Genomic DNA, 14,904 nt, shown 5'->3' with positions numbered 1-14,904 from the left:
TTACCTGCTTTCATAATCCAATAAAAACAGTTAGAGTGAGTTGATGCTCTAACAATCATTTTATTCTATTAATTCTCGTTTTAGTCGGGTAATACTTTGAAGTCCTTACATCAAATATTTTTCAATTTTGCGCGAATATGCTGTGTTTTAGTAGGACTCTGCATAGTGTCTACTTCATTGGCAAAAGACACAAGCCTAGACGCTGGATGGGAATATGCGTTGGGTGATTCACCGTTTGACTCTAACGGCGAGCCAGTTTGGACTAAAAAAGACAGTTCAGCACAATGGCAACAAATTGACTTTCCTGCAGATCCTCCCGCCCAGAGTGCCTTTGAGAATGTTTGGTTTCGTATCACTTTGCCTGATGTTTCACTAAGAGACCCTGTGTTTTTTGCCTCGAGCATCGACTTGCTGGCAGAAGCTTATTTGGATGGCGAGCGAATTTATAAACACGGTCAATTTAATCAAGATGGTTCTGGCAAGTTTGCAGGCTGGCCATGGCATATGATCATTTTACCGGAAGATTTTGCCGGAAAAACACTGTATTTTCGTGTGTTTTCAGATTATCACAAAATTGGTTTTTGGGGGGAGGTAAAGCTAAGCGAACGGATTGATGTCCTTCATCAGGTTGTTGGTGAATCATCTCAGGGTATTATTGTTGCTGGTATCACTCTATTTATTGCCTTAATGGCGGCGGTATTTGCCATATTTAAAGGACAACGTCGTCAATTTTTAAGTGTGTGCTTTTTCTCTCTTGCTGCTGCTGGGTTGGTGTTGGGTGATATCCCCGTGATGAAATTAGTTTGGGATCAACCGTTATTATGGAATTATGTTGGTGCTTATGCCTATTTCTTATTGCCGATACCCATGTTTATGTTATTGGCTGAATGGTTATCTAAGGCCAATTTAGAAGTGCGACATTTTGAATGGCTTTGGAAATTCCATCTTGGCTTCTTGGTTGTTGCTGGAGTAGGGAGCTTGTCTGGCGTTGTTAGTATTAGTCAACTATATCCTATTTTCGACGGCATCTTTATCGTGACGCTATTGTTATTGGTTGGCTTTGTGTCGTTTGTTTTTAACCGTGTCAGGTTTGAGCAGAAGATTTTGATTCTTGCTTATTTCGGCTTTTGTGCCGTTATGCTGCTGGATATGTTTGTTGCTCATGGTTGGATCTCATGGAGTAGCGTTCCTGTTTCAAGTGGGGCACTGCTGTTTTCAGTTGCTATTGTTGGGCTCTCGTTTAACCATTATTTGTTTACACAGCGTCGTTTAGCCAAATTAAATATATCACTAGAGTCTGAAGTAAATGAGCGAACTGAGCAGCTTACGGTTATGGCTGAAAAAGAAAAATTACGTTCTGAAGGCTTATTGTTTCAGCAGCAAAAATTAGAAATTGCCAGTGATATCGTTTTGGCTTTAGAGAGTTGCCATACATTAGAACAGGGAATTGATAAGGTTGGAAATGCAGTAGCTGAGCTTTGTCAGCCATTTTCGGGCACTTTTAGCATCGTTAATTCGGATGATTGGCAAGATATACAGTGTTGGGGGCGCAACATTGAAATGCCAACCTCAGGAGTTACTGTGATAGAGCATGCGATATTCGATCATGAGCAAGGGCTTTTTCCATTCAAAATAGTCAACCAGCAAGGTTTGGTCCGCCATGTCGCTCTTTTACAAGTTAAAGTGACAGAAGAGAATAGTTGTTACCCAGTCGATCAGTTTATGCCGTTGTTAGAGCGAGCAGTTGAAAAGATCAGCATTACGTTAGCAAATATCGCTTTGCGTGAAGAGTTGCAGCGCTTTTCATACGAAGATGTTTTGACGAATTTAAAAAACAGACGTTTTTTTACCGAAGTGCTGGAATATGAGATTGCGTCATCAGAAAGGAATAAAGAGCCGCTATCATTGTTAATTTGTGATATTGATCACTTTAAGAAGTTCAATGATACCTATGGTCACCCAGCAGGAGACGAAGCATTAAAAACTCTTGCAGGCTTATTAAGTCGATTCTTTCGCCAAGCAGATATTGTCTGTCGATTGGGTGGGGAAGAGTTTATTGTCATTATGCCGCGTGCTAAAGGTGGTGATTGTTTGCAGCGAGCCGAGCAGTTAACACATGCAGTAGAAAATACCAAGATTGAGTATGAAGGGGAGTTGTTAGATAGTCTGACTATTTCGATTGGTATAGCAAGTTGGCCAGAGCTCTCTGTGGATCCTAAGCAATTGTTCCAGCAAGCAGACCTTGCTTTGTATAAGGCAAAGGAGAGTGGTCGTAATTGTATTCGTATGTCGAAATTGAATTAGTCAGTGTTCAATATCAAATGAGCGCTGATCACTGTAACATCATAGTATTGATGTTCATATCTCCACACTTTTAATCACCAAAAGCGATAACCCCTGTTATGACGAGAAAAATACTAAGTTTGAAAGGTAAGCGTGCTTCTGACGCAAATCCTGTCGATGAGGTAGCTGAGGACTTGTATCCGAACGATCCTGAAAAACGTTTTTTAAACGGCGTTGCCATTCATCCTTCACCTTGTATTCAATTGGCATCTGGTTCTTCAGAGCGAACAGTTCGGGCGATGGATTTGATCACGCCAATAGGCATGGGACAGCGAGGTTTGATAGTCGCGCCGCCAGGGTCGGGTAAAACAACCATGCTCAAACATATTTGTCAGGCGGTAGCTGAGGCTTATCCAGACATTAAGCTCTATGCCTTATTGATTGATGAGCGGCCTGAAGAAGTGACAGACTTTAAGCGCAGCGTATCGGCTGAAGTGCATGCATCGTCTTCTGACGAAAGTTATACGCAACATGTGCGTGTGGCTGATGCGCTGCTTGCAACGGCGCGAAAGCAAGCGGGTGAAGGCCAAGATGTGATGATTGTGATTGACTCCCTGACGAGGCTTTCACGAGTTCATAATGCCGAACAAAGAGGCAGCGGTCGAACTATGTCTGGTGGCCTCGATACAAGAGCGTTAGAAATTCCACGTAAGCTGTTTGGCGCAGCGAGAAAAATAGAAAACGGCGGATCGCTAACTATTCTGGCAACTATTTTAGTGGATACTGGTAGTAAGATGGATCAGGTGATCTTTGAAGAATTCAAAGGCACGGGCAATATGGAAATTGTGTTGTCACGAGAAGCGGCGAGTCATCGTATTTTTCCGGCTATCGATATTGCGAAAAGCAGCACGCGCCGAGAGGAGCTGCTGATTGATGCTAAAGACATTGAAAAAGTGCGTGCTTTACGTCGTTCTCTTACGCACCTTAAGCCTGTCGATGGTGCTCAAAAATTGGTTGAGTTATTACAAGAATACCCAACCAATGCAGAGTTACTAAGGGCTTTCTCTTTTAATTAGGCGTTTTTATCATTGCTCATCAAGACGATCTTGTCTTCTTGATGGTCGAGTTCATCTAAACTATCAAGGCTGCTCAGCTGTCCGTGTGGCTCTTGTACTTCCATCTCCTTGCCTGATGGGTTAGTGATCCCTGTAAACTTGCCGCCAGACTCTATGCTAAGATTATCGCTGTAAACTGTCCCGCTAACGCGACCACAGCTTAAAATCTCAATATAATTTGCCCGACAAATACCTTCAAAATTGCCATTGATGATTAGACGGTCAGTGGTGATTTCACCCTGAACATTGCCTGATACACTGATTTTAATTTGATTAGTCGCTTCAATTTGACCTTCGACAGTGCCATCAATTTGTAGATGGTTGGCGACATTTATCTGCCCGTTAATTGTGCAGCCTTCTGCGATGAGAGTTGTAGTTGCTGACTGACTCTTAACTCTATTTTGTCCACCAAAGATTCCCATCGTATACCTCTTACACTTTCAAAAATTGTATCAAAATTATCGACATCCCAAGCTATGAATGGTTTGGGATCGAGTGCTCGTCCAACGAAGCGTATTTCATAATGCAGATGCGGCCCTGAGGTTAATCCACTGTTGCCGGAGTAACCGATCAAATCGCCTTTTTTAACAAAATCGCCTTTGTTTACTGCAAACTTACTCATATGAGAGTAAGAGCTGGAAAAACCATATCCGTGTAGCAAGCGCAGAAAATTCCCTGAACCTTCTTTACTGGGTCTTGTTACTTCCACTGTTCCGTCCGCTGGCGCATAAATAGGGGTTCCAGTATTGACCGCAAAGTCTTGTCCACGGTGAACCCTTATGGTGCCAAGAACTGGATGCTTTCTTTTGCCGTAACCTGAAGAAGTTCTGGCATTTTTAACTGGTGGTCCGCTTGGTATCTGAGTCAGCATGGCGACTCTTAATGATGAGTTCATGGCCGCTGTATCTAATCGTGATTCCAGCTCGACGTTGTTCTGATCATCCATACCAAGTACTTTTTCTAGATCATTTAATCGATCAGAAACTAATAGCATTCGTTCTTCTCGCTCAGATAAATCCTGTTCTAAGCTTAGCTTAAGTGCAGTCAGCGAGGTGATTTCTTTTGTTAAAGAGGATGATTTGCTCTCTAGTTCGAGTAATTTTAGCTTTGAGTTTTCTGCATCGTTAACTAAGTAGTAAATAATTCCTGCAGTGAGAAGGACAGCCATAAAAATGACGTAACTTACAAACTTGAATGTGTGACGAGTCCTTTTTCCAAAACTAAAATGCTTTGTTCCATCAATTGAAGAAATGGATACCGTTATATTGTCTTTCATTTTTTTACTTTTTTACCAACATCATTTTTCACTACTTAGATATACAGCAAAGCGTCCATCTTTGTAAACTTTTGTATGCAGTCGTGCTGTTTTTATGCATAAAAAATTAAGGTTTATGTAAAGGGATGCGCTTTAGGCAGAAAACTCTACCTAAGGCGGATCTTCTATAACAAAACATTCAATGGCGCGATGTTAACGATTTGCTTTGCGGACGTAATTTAAAATAGAAACTGGCACGACTTTTCTGACCGGAAAGCCTGCAATTTCTTTGCGATCGATGATGTGTTTTAGTCGGCTTTCAATGGCGCAAAGGTTTTTAAAGTCACCCATGGCAACGAATGAAATGGCTTCGCCAGAAGCACCGGCACGACCTGTTCGACCAATGCGGTGAATGTATTCTTCTGGTTTGAACGGCAAGTCGTAATTGACTACACGGCTTAATTCTCCGATATCCAAACCACGAGCTGCAACGCCTGTTGCGACTAGATATTTTAGTTCGCCAGATTTAAATTGCGCTAAGATCTTTTCACGCATTGCTTGGCTTCTATCACCGTGAATACAGTCAGCAACTATGCCACGCTTGGCTAGCTGATCGACAAGCTTGGCGGCGCCGTGTTTTTTCTCGATAAAAATAAGCGCCTGATCCCATTTCTGTTCGTTAATTAAATGACTTAATAGGGCAGATTTGGTGTCTTTATCAACGGTGATTAGCCATTGCTTGATATTTTTTGCCGCACGTACATTGGGAGAGATAGAGATTTCAGCCGCTAGGTCGGTCATCTTGCTGTCTGAAAAATCATAGGCAAGGGCGCGAACATCGTCTGTCATGGTTGCTGAAAACAACAAGTTCTGACGATTTTCAGGTAAGCGCTCCATGATCTTGTTGATATCGCCAACAAAGCCCATGTCGACCATTCTGTCGGCTTCGTCCAACACCATGACTTTCAGTTCATCAAAGTGCAGCGCACGCTGATGAGCTAAATCGAGCAATCTACCCGGAGTAGCGACGAGAATATCTACACCTTCAATTAAGCGTTCTTTTTGTGCTTCGGTATCCACACCGCCATAAATGGCCATAGACGTTAGCTTAGTGTGTTTCGCGTATTGAGCAACACTTGCTTCAACCTGAACCGCTAACTCTCGCGTTGGCACGAGAATAAGCACTCGAATGCGTTTGCCGCGTAAAGTTCCTGCTTTAGTAAAACGATCTAGTAGCGGTAGAACAAACGCGGCAGTTTTACCTGTTCCGGTTTGTGCTGTCGCTATTAAGTCTTTCCCAGAGAGGATAACGGGGATCGCTTGTTTCTGGACTGGCGTAGGGGTTTTGTAACCCAGTTCAGTAATAGCTTGAACAAGAGGACTGGATAATCCTAGTTTTGCAAATGGCATAAAGTGCTCTGACAGATTGTCGTAAGGGGTGTCGAAAAGAAAAGATGGTGCAGTATAGCGTAAAAAGCGTTTCTACATTGGCGAAAATCCGTCAGGCGTTGATAATTATTGCTCAGGAAGGATAATGTTTCGCTCTTTCACCTTTTAATGTTGCCTGTTATGCGCCTTGATAAGTTTGTTTGTAAAAGTACTGAGCTGAACAGAAAAGAAGCGGTTCAATCTATTTATTCGGGTGAGGTTTTTGTTAATGGTGAGGTCGTTACGAACGAGGCGACTCAAGTACATGAAAATAATAGCGTACTTTTAAATGGCGTTGAGTTAAAGGCGCGTGATTTTCGTTATATTATGATGAATAAGCCAGCGGGTACTGTGTGCTCGAATATTGATGAGGTTTATCCGTCACTGTTCAATTATCTAGAGGTTGATAAGATTTCTGAATTACATATAGCAGGGCGTTTGGATGCTGATACAACGGGATTGGTATTGATTACCGATGATGGCCGTTGGTCATTTAATATTACTCAACCAACCAATGATTGCCGCAAAGTCTATCGCGTTCAATTGTCTCAAGCGATTTCAAAAGATTGTAGCCAAGAGCTTATTGCTCAGTTCAAAAAGGGGCTTCCACTCCAAGGTGAAGCGAGTTTAACTCGTCCTGCCGAGCTAGAGATTATTGCTCCAAAAGAAATGCGCTTAACCATCACGGAAGGCAAGTTTCATCAGGTGAAGCGCATGTTTGCAGCAGTTGGGAATCGAGTAGTGGGATTGCACCGAGAGCAAATAGGTAAGGTTTGCTTAGATGTCGACGCCGGACAATGGCGCTATTTATCCAAGAATGAAGTAGAGTCTTTCAATAATAATTAAAATTCATGGAGGTTAGTTTATGACAGCAAAGCGCATATTATTTACAGGAGGATCGGGAAAAGCTGGAAAGCATGCAGTTGCGTATCTACTGGAGCAGGGATATCGAGTACTTAATGTAGATTTGACGCCACTCGATCACCCTCAAGTCGATAACCTCATTGCAGACATTACTGATTCCGGTCAGATGTTCAACGTGATGACTTCCTATGCAGGTTTTGATGAGTTAGAGCCTGGAACGGGAGTGCCAGCGTTTGATGCGGTCGTTCATTTTGCTGCGGTGCCAAGAATCTTAATTAACCCAGATAACGAAACTTTTCGTGTTAATACCATAGGGACTTATAACGTCATCGAAGCGGCGGTAAAACTTGGTATTAAGAAAGTCATTATTGCCTCGTCCGAAACGACTTACGGCATTTGTTTTTCTGATGGGCAAACTAATCCGCATTCTCTGCCATTAGAAGAGGATTACGATGTTGATCCTATGGACAGCTACGGATTATCTAAAGTGGTGAACGAGAAAACAGCACGCAGTTTCCAGCGCCGTTCAGGTATTGATATCTATGCGCTTCGTATTGGTAATGTGATTGAGCCTCATGAATACGCTGAGTTATTTCCACATTATTTTGAACACCCTGAAGTACGCCGCCGCAATGCATTTTGTTACATCGATGCTCGTGATCTTGGGCAAATTGTCGATTTATGTTTGCAGAAAGACGGTTTAGGTTTTCAAGTATTTAATGCGGGTAACGATCACAATGGCGCAATAATTCCGACGAAAGAATTAGCAGAACGCTTTTTTTCTGGTGTGCCATTTACCCGAGAAATGGGCGAGCATGAAGCCTTGTTTTCAAACCGTAAAATCCGTGATGTGCTGGGCTTTAAAGAACGTCATAATTGGCGAGATTATGTGAAAGCTCCAGGTGAGTAATGTGTGTCTTTAATTTATTAATAAATTAATGGTGTGACGTTATTGAGTTCATATTATCGTGTTGTTTGTGTCATGATGTTTAGCTTAGTTTCTGAATGAGTAACACCTTGGAGTCGATATGAATAATAAAATCGTTGGCATTATTTTAGTTGTTGTTGGTGCTGCTTTGGCTGTATGGGGCTACAACATTTATGATGCAGCTGCATCTCAAGTGACTCGCGCAATAAGTGGTGATACGCCAATAGAAGCTTGGGGGGGGATGATCGGTGGTGTTGTTTGTATTTTAGTGGGTTTAACTAGACTGAAATAACGGTTGTTTTTGTAGGGTTTGATGAAATGACAATAGAGGTTGAGGGTGTAATGGATGGAAGAAGTAAAGTGTATTTGGATCGCTTTCTTCATTCCTTACCTCTAGGTATTGCTAGTAAATATATTTCTTTTGGTTCCGATTACTACTGCGCTGACGAATACAACGCTAACGTCTGTGCTGATTTGATAGTGCGTGGTGAAAAGCAAGCTTCATGCAGTATGAAACATTGGTACAGCTACGAAGGTGAAGCCATGCCGCAGGTTGGTCACTTGCAAGTGGTGACAAATTGGGACGGTAAGCCTGTGTGTATCATCGAAATTACTTCTGTTACTGAGTGTCGATACTGTGATGTAAGTGCTGAGTTTGCCGCCGCAGAAGGCGAGGGCGATAAAACATTAGATTGGTGGCGTGAAGCACACTGGGCTTTTTTTTCTGCGGAGTGCGAAGAGTTAGGTATTGAAGCAACGGAAGATATGCTGCTGGTATTAGAGCGCTTTAAAGTTGTTTATCAATAAATATCGTCAGCTAGTCCCAGTTAATTTCCGCAAGTGATTCAAAGCTTGGTCGAGCAAAATAGTAGCCTTGGAAAAGATGAATGCCCATATCTTGTAATGTGTGGTATTCAGCTTGTGTTTCAACGCCTTCTGCGATGATTATCATATTCAGTTCATTAAACAGGTTTACCAAGTTTCGTACGATAATTTGACGTTTTTTGTCTTGATCGATGTTCTTGATGAGCGCCATATCGATTTTGGTTATGTCTGTTTTAAGGTCGGCAAGTTGGTTTAGACCGTTGAACCCTGAGCCAAAGTCGTCTGTTGCGGTTAAAAAACCTTGTTGCTGGTAATGCTGGATAATGGATTCTAAGTGTTTGCTGTCCGTAATTTGTTCATTCTCAGTAAATTCGAAGATGATCTTTTCTTTGGGGAATTGATATTCTTCTGCGGCATTTAGCGTAGTGCGTATGCAAAGTTCTGGTTTGTAAACCGCGTTCGGCAAAAAGTTAATGCTTAGAAAACAATGTTTATGGATCTCCAACTCGGCAGCCAGTTTGATGGCTTTTACACGGCAGCTTTGGTCAAAACGATAGCGATTAGTTTCGTTTACGTTTTGGAAGACTTGAAAGGCACCTTCTTGATTAAGGCCACGCACAAGCGCTTCTTGTGCAAAGACCGTTTTGGTTTGACTATTTATGACTGGCTGAAACGCCATAGTAAAATCGAATCCTAAATCACACCCAGTTGAACATTCTGCGCAGCCTAGTTTTCGGAAGTCTTTCTGTATCATATCGCGGCTCTCATTGTAATTGGTTTAGTGGGCTGAGAATAGTGAGGTATCTTTTGATTGTTTTATGTTCTATCACAATGATTCGTATAGATTATTAAACGATAGAGCTTTCAAGCTAAATTTACCAGTGCTGAGGTTTGCATTTTACTACGCACTGTAGGGTGTTCTAGAAACAAATCGTAATAATTCGTATTGGGTATGTATTTATGAAGATTTTAATCTTTCTTGGGACGGTTAGGGATAGCGCGCCACCACGGCCAGCTCGATTAGGCGAGAGGGTAGCTAAAGCGTGCTTTGCCGCTTTTGTATCTCAGCATATCGATCATGAGGTTGAGCTGGTGGATGCGTTGGACTATCCGTTAGAGGCTGTTTTTAAACCGCACTTTTCTTACTCAACAAGTCAGGTCCCAGAGAGACTAGATGCGTTGGCGAAGAAAATAGCATCGGCCGATGGTTATATTATGGTGAGCCCTGAATACAATCATTCAATGAGCCCAGCGTTGGCTAACTTGCTTAATCATTTTGGCAGCTCTTTGTTTTCCTATAAGCCAAGTGCCATAGTGACCTATTCTGCTGGCCAATGGGGTGGAATGCGCGCCGCGATAGGCATGCGAACCTTTTTGTCGGAGTTGGGTTGTTTGCCTGTATCGTCAATGATTCATGTGCCAAAAGCGCAAAACGTCTTTTCTGCAGAAGGAGCTCTAGCAGAAGGCGAAGATCAAAACGAGTGGTTTGGTTATTTTGGTCGTACTTTTAATCAACTCATTTGGTGGGCACAGGCGTCGGCTAGTTACAAGGGGCAAGTCGATCCACAAAGTATGGCGCCTGCTTTTAAGAAAGATCCCGCACAAAGGAATGCTCCTTAAGCTGGGATAGTAAGAATAAAAAAGGGCCACTTTAAAGTGACCCTTTTCACATCAGAGTATTTTACTAAACGCAGTGTCGATTATTTATCAGCTGCTTTTTCAGCTTGTTGTTTGTCGTAACGTTTTTCCCAGAACTCAGCACCTTTTATGCCAAGTGCTTTCGGGTTAAAAGTATAATCTGTTACGCCAGCGGCTTTCTGGTCTTCGTAATCACGTAATGCTTTCATAGTTGGTTTTGCCATGAAGAAAATCATGATAATACCAACGATATTCAACCAAGCCATTAAGCCAACGCCAACATCACCAAGGTTCCAGATGTAACCTGCTGTGTTAACTGTACCGTAAGCCACCATGAACATGATAAGCAGTTTTACGAAGGTTAGTGATACATTGATATTCAATGCGCGGCGTAGATAAGCAACATTGGTTTCAGCAATGTAGTAGTACGCTAAGATCGTAGTGAAGGCGAAGAAGAATAATGCTACACCAACGAAGATAGGACCAGAATTACCAAACACACTTGCTAATGCCATCTGAGTGAAGGCAGGTGAAGCAATGATAGTAGAAGGATCAACGTTTTGTACGATGAACTGGCCATCAGCCAAAGAACCTTGGATGTTGTACTGTTGTGTAATCAAGATCATCAGCGCTGTCGCAGTACAAATGAATAGAGTATCAACGTATACAGAGAATGCTTGAACAAGGCCTTGCTGTGCAGGGTGTTGAACTTCTGCTGCGGCAGCAGCATGAGGGCCTGTACCTTGGCCAGCTTCGTTTGAGTAAACGCCACGTTTTACGCCCCAACCGATTGCCGCGCCAAAACCGGCCTGTGCAGTGAATGCATCAGAGAAGATCATGCCGAAAATGCCTGGTACTTTGTCTAGGTTTAGGAAGACAACGATCAGCGCCATCACAATATAACCAAGCGCCATAAATGGCACGATTATTTGAGTGAAGTTCGCAATACGTTTGATGCCACCAAAGATGATAAATGCCAAAACGACTAAGATCACCGCTAGCGCAACCAATTTGGTAGAACCAACATCACCGAAAGAGCTAGATACAATAACGCCTTCGCCGAAGATTTGTGTTACTGCATTACCAACAGAGTTTGCTTGAATACCTGGTAAGAAAACACCACAGGCAAGAATAGAAGACAAAGCAAACAAGACACCCAACCAACGCCAGCCAAGGCAGCGCTCGAAGTAGTATGCTGGGCCACCACGATATTGACCATTTTCGCTTACTTTATAAAGCTGTCCTAAAGTAGATTCAGCATAAGCAGTACTTGCGCCCAAGAAGGCAACAACCCACATCCAGAAAATGGCACCAGGACCACCAAAACCAATGGCTGCCGCTACGCCAGCAATGTTACCTGTACCAACACGACCAGATAGCGATACCGCCAATGCTTGGAAAGAAGAAATGCCTTTGTCCGACTCGTTCGAATTGAACAATAGTGAACACATTTCTTTGAAATGGCGTACTTGAGCAAAGCGCGTCAGAATTGAATAAAATAAACCAGCACCTAGACATAGATAAATTAAGGCTGGGCTCCAAATGACTCCGTTTAAGAAATCAATGAATGCTTGCATAGATAGTGTCCTCGATAAGATTCGCTTTGTGGGCGTTAATAATTGTTATGTGTTACTAAAGTCCGGTGGTTGAGGGGTTACCGCTACCACGCCATGAACATATTCAAATGTGAATTGCGCATGAAAAGTGCACCTTAGTGGGGCAAATTTAACACGGAAAAGAAATGAGATCCATTTGTATATTATAAAAACGGATGCTTTTAACTGTGGTTTTCATATTAAAAGCTGGTGAAATAATATGGTTGAGAATAAAGGTTTGTTGATAGGGTGAAGGAAGGCAGCATGGTGGCGCTGCCTTAACGTTAAATTAGTCTTTCTTTTCGATAGTGATTTCTAGGTTCTTACTACTGCCTGCAAACCACTTTTGTACATATAGCGTGCCCATAATAGGCGCTTTTCCTTCCTCTGGTATTTCTTGGTAGCGTACGCTGTTTTTGGTTTCTTTTTCGTATTCGAATGTAACGGTTGTTTTAGACATGCTGGCTTCCTTCGTTTGCTGTGTTATCAGGTGTTTTCGTAAATATTAGGGCCTTCAGGCCGCTTTCGATATTAATATCCATAAATTCGGGTGGATTATCCAGTCGATATTGGAGCTCGAGTGTAGGTGCTTCTTCGCGCATGCCATCAATTAAAAATTGTGCAGGAATGCTTGGGTCATTAACACAGGCAAGCACTTGTCCATTTTCTGTCAGTAACTCGGGCAGGCGTCGTAATATTTTTTGATAGTCTTTTGTTAGAGCAAAGCTGCCCCGTTGGAAGGTTGGTGGATCAATGATGATAAGGTCATATTCGCCATATTTTTTAATTTTCCCCCAAGATTTGAAAATATCATGAGCAAAAAATTTAACGCTGTTTAAATCGTGTTGATTCAGGCGATGGTTCTCTCGTCCTCGACTCAGTACGGCTTTGGCCATGTCTAGGTTCACGACAAAGTCTGCTCCACCAGTTAAAGCGGCGACTGAAAAACCGCAGGTGTAAGCGAATAGATTGAGTACACGTTTGTCTTGGCTGTTTTCTTTTACCCAGCGTCGCCCGTATCTCATGTCTAAAAAAAGGCCAGAGTTTTGGTTTTTGCCAAGGTCTAATTGGAATAGAAGCCCATCTTCGTTAACAACTTGCTGCTCTTGATAATGTCCCCAAAGGCATTCGGTCGGGCTGCGTTCTCGACTCCGATGCTGGAGTAGGATGGATTGTACATTGAAGTCGCTCCATTTTGTTTGAATCGTCCAATTGATAATTTTATTATTTAATTTATCTAATTCGTCGGAAGAGGGTTCTTTAAAAAGAGAGATGAGAATTTGCCCTTCTAGCCAATCGACAGTGATTTGCTCTAGGTCAGGAAAGCGGCGTCCTCGACCATGAAAAAGCCTTTTGGCGCCATTTGGTTGCAGTGCTAGCTGATTAAAAACGTGATCAGTTAAAATAGTGAGAGCTTGTGGGGTCATAAAATAGCATTTTGAGGGTAATTAAATGAGACGCATATTTTACTGATTACTAGGCGAGAGGCCAGAAGAAAGCGGAAAGAATAAAGCTTTTAGATTGAGGGGGATTCAAATAAAAGGAATCACCGAGCTTGAAATAAAGCTCGGTGATTTTTAGTTTGTTATTGACGTTTCCAGCGAACTACATCAATCAATAAAAAGACTAATAAACTCACACCCATCACAGGCAGGCTTAAGCCCAGTGCGATAGTGACAATGAGCGTAAGTATTTTTTGTGCTGCAGACAGTTTCGACCATGCTTGCAAAAGTGGTCTAGAGGTCGACCCTGCTTGCGGGCGACGAATCCACCACATCTTGTAGCCTAGGATGATCATAAAGCATAGAGATAGCCCAAAGATGGCTAGTATTATTTGGTTTGCTATGCCAAACAGAACGCCCATATGAGCATCAATTCCCCAACGAATTAGCTTGGCTACAATTGGAAAAGTCGCAAAATTGGCACGGCTGGTCACTGTCATGGTACTTGCGTCAACAGCGACGCTGTCAACCTGAGTTGGCCAAGAACGATCAATTTCACTCACTCGCCACGCTTTATCTTTGGTTGATGATGGTCTTATTTCTAGCTTGTTGGCATCAATGCCAGCGTCTCTGGCCGCCTTTAATACACCGTCAAAGAGTAAGTCGATATTTTCAAACTTTTCTGCAGGCAGCTTTTCAGGTGCATTCTGGTGACTAGCATGGTTTAGGTGGTCAGCATGCTCGCCTGATGCTGCTATTGTTTGAGTGTCGTTAGCAAGATTTCTGTCTACGGAAGGTGTGACCCAGCCAATGCTAGAGCGCAAAGTGCCAATATTGGCTCCGGCCCATTTAGACCAAGTTAATCCGGTAATAGAAACAAAGATCAAACCGACAAACAAACACAGCCCTACTTGATAATGGCGACGACGCTTACGCAGGTGCTCTGTTCTGCTGGCAAACTCGGCTTTATTTTTCTTGCCGCCTTTGTACCAAAGAAACAGGCCGCCAAGTGCCGCAATCCAAAGCCAAGATGCGGCAAGTTCGCTGTAATAGCGACCCACTTCACCGAGCAGTAGTTGGCGATGCATAAAGTCGAGCGTTGTTCTAAGTGGTAAGACACCGCTTGTACCATAAACAGGCAGGTTGCCTTTCACTTCTAATGTCACAGGGTCGATAAATAAGGCTCTTGCCCCTGTTAGTTCCGCTTCTTTGTCAAGAAACATCACGCGTGTCGTGTCGCCTTGCTCTGGCGCAGGGCGAACAGCGAATAAGGTTAGATCGCTTGTTAATTGTGATTTCGCGGCCGCGATTTGTTGAGAAATTGGTTTGTTTTCACCCACGCTTTGTGTTGTTAGGGCGTCTTTATAAATGACATCCTCAAGTTGTGGTGTTATCACATAGATGGTACCAGTGAGGGCAGCCACAAAGATAAAGGGGCCAATGAAAAGGCCAATGTAAAAATGCAGCCGTGTGATTAATAGCAACATAGCATTTGAAGAAGGCTCGGAAGCCTTGGTGTTTGTAGACATAG

15 protein-coding genes are annotated in these 14,904 nt (G+C 42.8%); 7 read left to right on the top strand and 8 right to left on the bottom strand.

The genetic code is table 11. From position 1 onward, the window contains the following. Positions 1–165: 165 nt before the first annotated feature. Positions 166–2,304: a sensor domain-containing diguanylate cyclase gene (locus tag JSY38_RS01755; protein ID WP_205114940.1), complete on the top strand. Its 2,139-nt coding sequence runs from the start codon at positions 166–168 to the stop codon at positions 2,302–2,304. A 98-nt stretch (positions 2,305–2,402) separates the two neighbouring features. Next, on the top strand, positions 2,403–3,359 hold the full coding sequence (rho, locus tag JSY38_RS01750; RefSeq protein WP_205114939.1) for a transcription termination factor Rho: 957 nt from the start codon (positions 2,403–2,405) through the stop codon (positions 3,357–3,359). Here rho and JSY38_RS01745 read toward each other — a convergent pair. From JSY38_RS01745 to JSY38_RS01735, 3 genes are all read right to left on the bottom strand, one after another. Then, positions 3,356–3,820 carry a bactofilin family protein gene (locus JSY38_RS01745; RefSeq protein WP_114413544.1) on the bottom strand — a complete coding sequence of 155 codons (465 nt, stop codon included), beginning with the start codon at positions 3,818–3,820 and terminating at the stop codon, positions 3,356–3,358. The genes rho and JSY38_RS01745 overlap by 4 nt on opposite strands. Next, entirely contained in the window at positions 3,730–4,674 is a 945-nt protein-coding gene (locus tag JSY38_RS01740) for a M23 family metallopeptidase (RefSeq protein ID WP_114413543.1), read from the bottom strand. Before JSY38_RS01740 ends, JSY38_RS01745 begins: the two co-directional genes overlap by 91 nt. A gap of 192 nt (positions 4,675–4,866) precedes the next feature. Then, on the bottom strand, positions 4,867–6,063 hold the full coding sequence (locus JSY38_RS01735) for a DEAD/DEAH box helicase (RefSeq protein ID WP_205114938.1): 1,197 nt from the start codon (positions 6,061–6,063) through the stop codon (positions 4,867–4,869). 159 nt (positions 6,064–6,222) lie between these two features. On the opposite strand from JSY38_RS01735, the gene JSY38_RS01730 reads away from it, so the two are divergent. The 4 genes from JSY38_RS01730 to JSY38_RS01715 all read left to right on the top strand — a co-directional run bounded on the left by JSY38_RS01730 (position 6,223) and on the right by JSY38_RS01715 (position 8,680). Beyond that, positions 6,223–6,927: a pseudouridine synthase gene (locus tag JSY38_RS01730; protein ID WP_205114937.1), complete on the top strand. Its 705-nt coding sequence runs from the start codon at positions 6,223–6,225 to the stop codon at positions 6,925–6,927. Between the two features lie 19 nt (positions 6,928–6,946). Beyond that, positions 6,947–7,855 (top strand): NAD-dependent epimerase/dehydratase family protein, encoded by a 909-nt coding sequence (locus tag JSY38_RS01725; RefSeq protein ID WP_205114936.1) that lies wholly within the window; start codon positions 6,947–6,949, stop codon positions 7,853–7,855. 118 nt (positions 7,856–7,973) lie between these two features. Further along, on the top strand, positions 7,974–8,165 hold the full coding sequence (locus JSY38_RS01720; RefSeq protein WP_205114935.1) for a DUF3185 family protein: 192 nt from the start codon (positions 7,974–7,976) through the stop codon (positions 8,163–8,165). Between the two features lie 26 nt (positions 8,166–8,191). Further along, positions 8,192–8,680 carry an ASCH domain-containing protein gene (locus JSY38_RS01715; protein WP_205114934.1) on the top strand — a complete coding sequence of 163 codons (489 nt, stop codon included), beginning with the start codon at positions 8,192–8,194 and terminating at the stop codon, positions 8,678–8,680. A gap of 10 nt (positions 8,681–8,690) precedes the next feature. On the opposite strand, the gene JSY38_RS01710 is transcribed toward JSY38_RS01715, so the two are convergent. Beyond that, positions 8,691–9,452, bottom strand: a complete 762-nt coding sequence (locus JSY38_RS01710; protein ID WP_205114933.1) for an EAL domain-containing protein — start codon at positions 9,450–9,452, stop codon at positions 8,691–8,693. A 206-nt stretch (positions 9,453–9,658) separates the two neighbouring features. Between JSY38_RS01710 and JSY38_RS01705 the strand changes: the two genes are divergently transcribed. Further along, positions 9,659–10,318: an NADPH-dependent FMN reductase gene (locus JSY38_RS01705; RefSeq protein ID WP_114413539.1), complete on the top strand. Its 660-nt coding sequence runs from the start codon at positions 9,659–9,661 to the stop codon at positions 10,316–10,318. A gap of 80 nt (positions 10,319–10,398) precedes the next feature. On the opposite strand, the gene JSY38_RS01700 is transcribed toward JSY38_RS01705, so the two are convergent. The 4 genes from JSY38_RS01700 to JSY38_RS01685 all read right to left on the bottom strand — a co-directional run bounded on the left by JSY38_RS01700 (position 10,399) and on the right by JSY38_RS01685 (position 14,902). After that, positions 10,399–11,913, bottom strand: a complete 1,515-nt coding sequence (locus JSY38_RS01700) for an alanine/glycine:cation symporter family protein (protein ID WP_114413538.1) — start codon at positions 11,911–11,913, stop codon at positions 10,399–10,401. Between the two features lie 307 nt (positions 11,914–12,220). Beyond that, positions 12,221–12,391, bottom strand: a complete 171-nt coding sequence (locus tag JSY38_RS01695; RefSeq protein ID WP_181858586.1) for a hypothetical protein — start codon at positions 12,389–12,391, stop codon at positions 12,221–12,223. Next, positions 12,384–13,358, bottom strand: a complete 975-nt coding sequence (locus JSY38_RS01690; RefSeq protein ID WP_205114932.1) for a class I SAM-dependent methyltransferase — start codon at positions 13,356–13,358, stop codon at positions 12,384–12,386. The genes JSY38_RS01695 and JSY38_RS01690 overlap by 8 nt, the downstream gene beginning before the upstream one ends. Before the next feature lie 158 nt (positions 13,359–13,516). After that, positions 13,517–14,902, bottom strand: a complete 1,386-nt coding sequence (locus tag JSY38_RS01685) for a PepSY-associated TM helix domain-containing protein (RefSeq protein WP_205114930.1) — start codon at positions 14,900–14,902, stop codon at positions 13,517–13,519. Positions 14,903–14,904: the final 2 nt, after the last annotated feature.

The sequence above is a fragment of the Marinomonas foliarum genome (genome assembly GCF_016906065.1).
Lineage (GTDB): Bacteria > Pseudomonadota > Gammaproteobacteria > Pseudomonadales > Marinomonadaceae > Marinomonas > Marinomonas foliarum.
Note: the sequence above shows the minus strand (reverse complement) of the source record. Positions and strands in the feature narration are given on the sequence as shown.

Coding starts and splice junctions, on each gene's coding strand:
- rho (WP_205114939.1), top strand. CDS start 2,403: ATGACGAGAAAAATACTAAGTTTGAAAGGTAAGCGTGCTTCTGACGCA.
- JSY38_RS01745 (WP_114413544.1), bottom strand. CDS start 3,820: ATGGGAATCTTTGGTGGACAAAATAGAGTTAAGAGTCAGTCAGCAACT.
- JSY38_RS01740 (WP_114413543.1), bottom strand. CDS start 4,674: ATGAAAGACAATATAACGGTATCCATTTCTTCAATTGATGGAACAAAG.
- JSY38_RS01735 (WP_205114938.1), bottom strand. CDS start 6,063: ATGCCATTTGCAAAACTAGGATTATCCAGTCCTCTTGTTCAAGCTATT.
- JSY38_RS01730 (WP_205114937.1), top strand. CDS start 6,223: ATGCGCCTTGATAAGTTTGTTTGTAAAAGTACTGAGCTGAACAGAAAA.
- JSY38_RS01725 (WP_205114936.1), top strand. CDS start 6,947: ATGACAGCAAAGCGCATATTATTTACAGGAGGATCGGGAAAAGCTGGA.
- JSY38_RS01720 (WP_205114935.1), top strand. CDS start 7,974: ATGAATAATAAAATCGTTGGCATTATTTTAGTTGTTGTTGGTGCTGCT.
- JSY38_RS01715 (WP_205114934.1), top strand. CDS start 8,192: ATGACAATAGAGGTTGAGGGTGTAATGGATGGAAGAAGTAAAGTGTAT.
- JSY38_RS01710 (WP_205114933.1), bottom strand. CDS start 9,452: ATGATACAGAAAGACTTCCGAAAACTAGGCTGCGCAGAATGTTCAACT.
- JSY38_RS01705 (WP_114413539.1), top strand. CDS start 9,659: ATGAAGATTTTAATCTTTCTTGGGACGGTTAGGGATAGCGCGCCACCA.
- JSY38_RS01700 (WP_114413538.1), bottom strand. CDS start 11,913: ATGCAAGCATTCATTGATTTCTTAAACGGAGTCATTTGGAGCCCAGCC.
- JSY38_RS01695 (WP_181858586.1), bottom strand. CDS start 12,391: ATGTCTAAAACAACCGTTACATTCGAATACGAAAAAGAAACCAAAAAC.
- JSY38_RS01690 (WP_205114932.1), bottom strand. CDS start 13,358: ATGACCCCACAAGCTCTCACTATTTTAACTGATCACGTTTTTAATCAG.
- JSY38_RS01685 (WP_205114930.1), bottom strand. CDS start 14,902: ATGTCTACAAACACCAAGGCTTCCGAGCCTTCTTCAAATGCTATGTTG.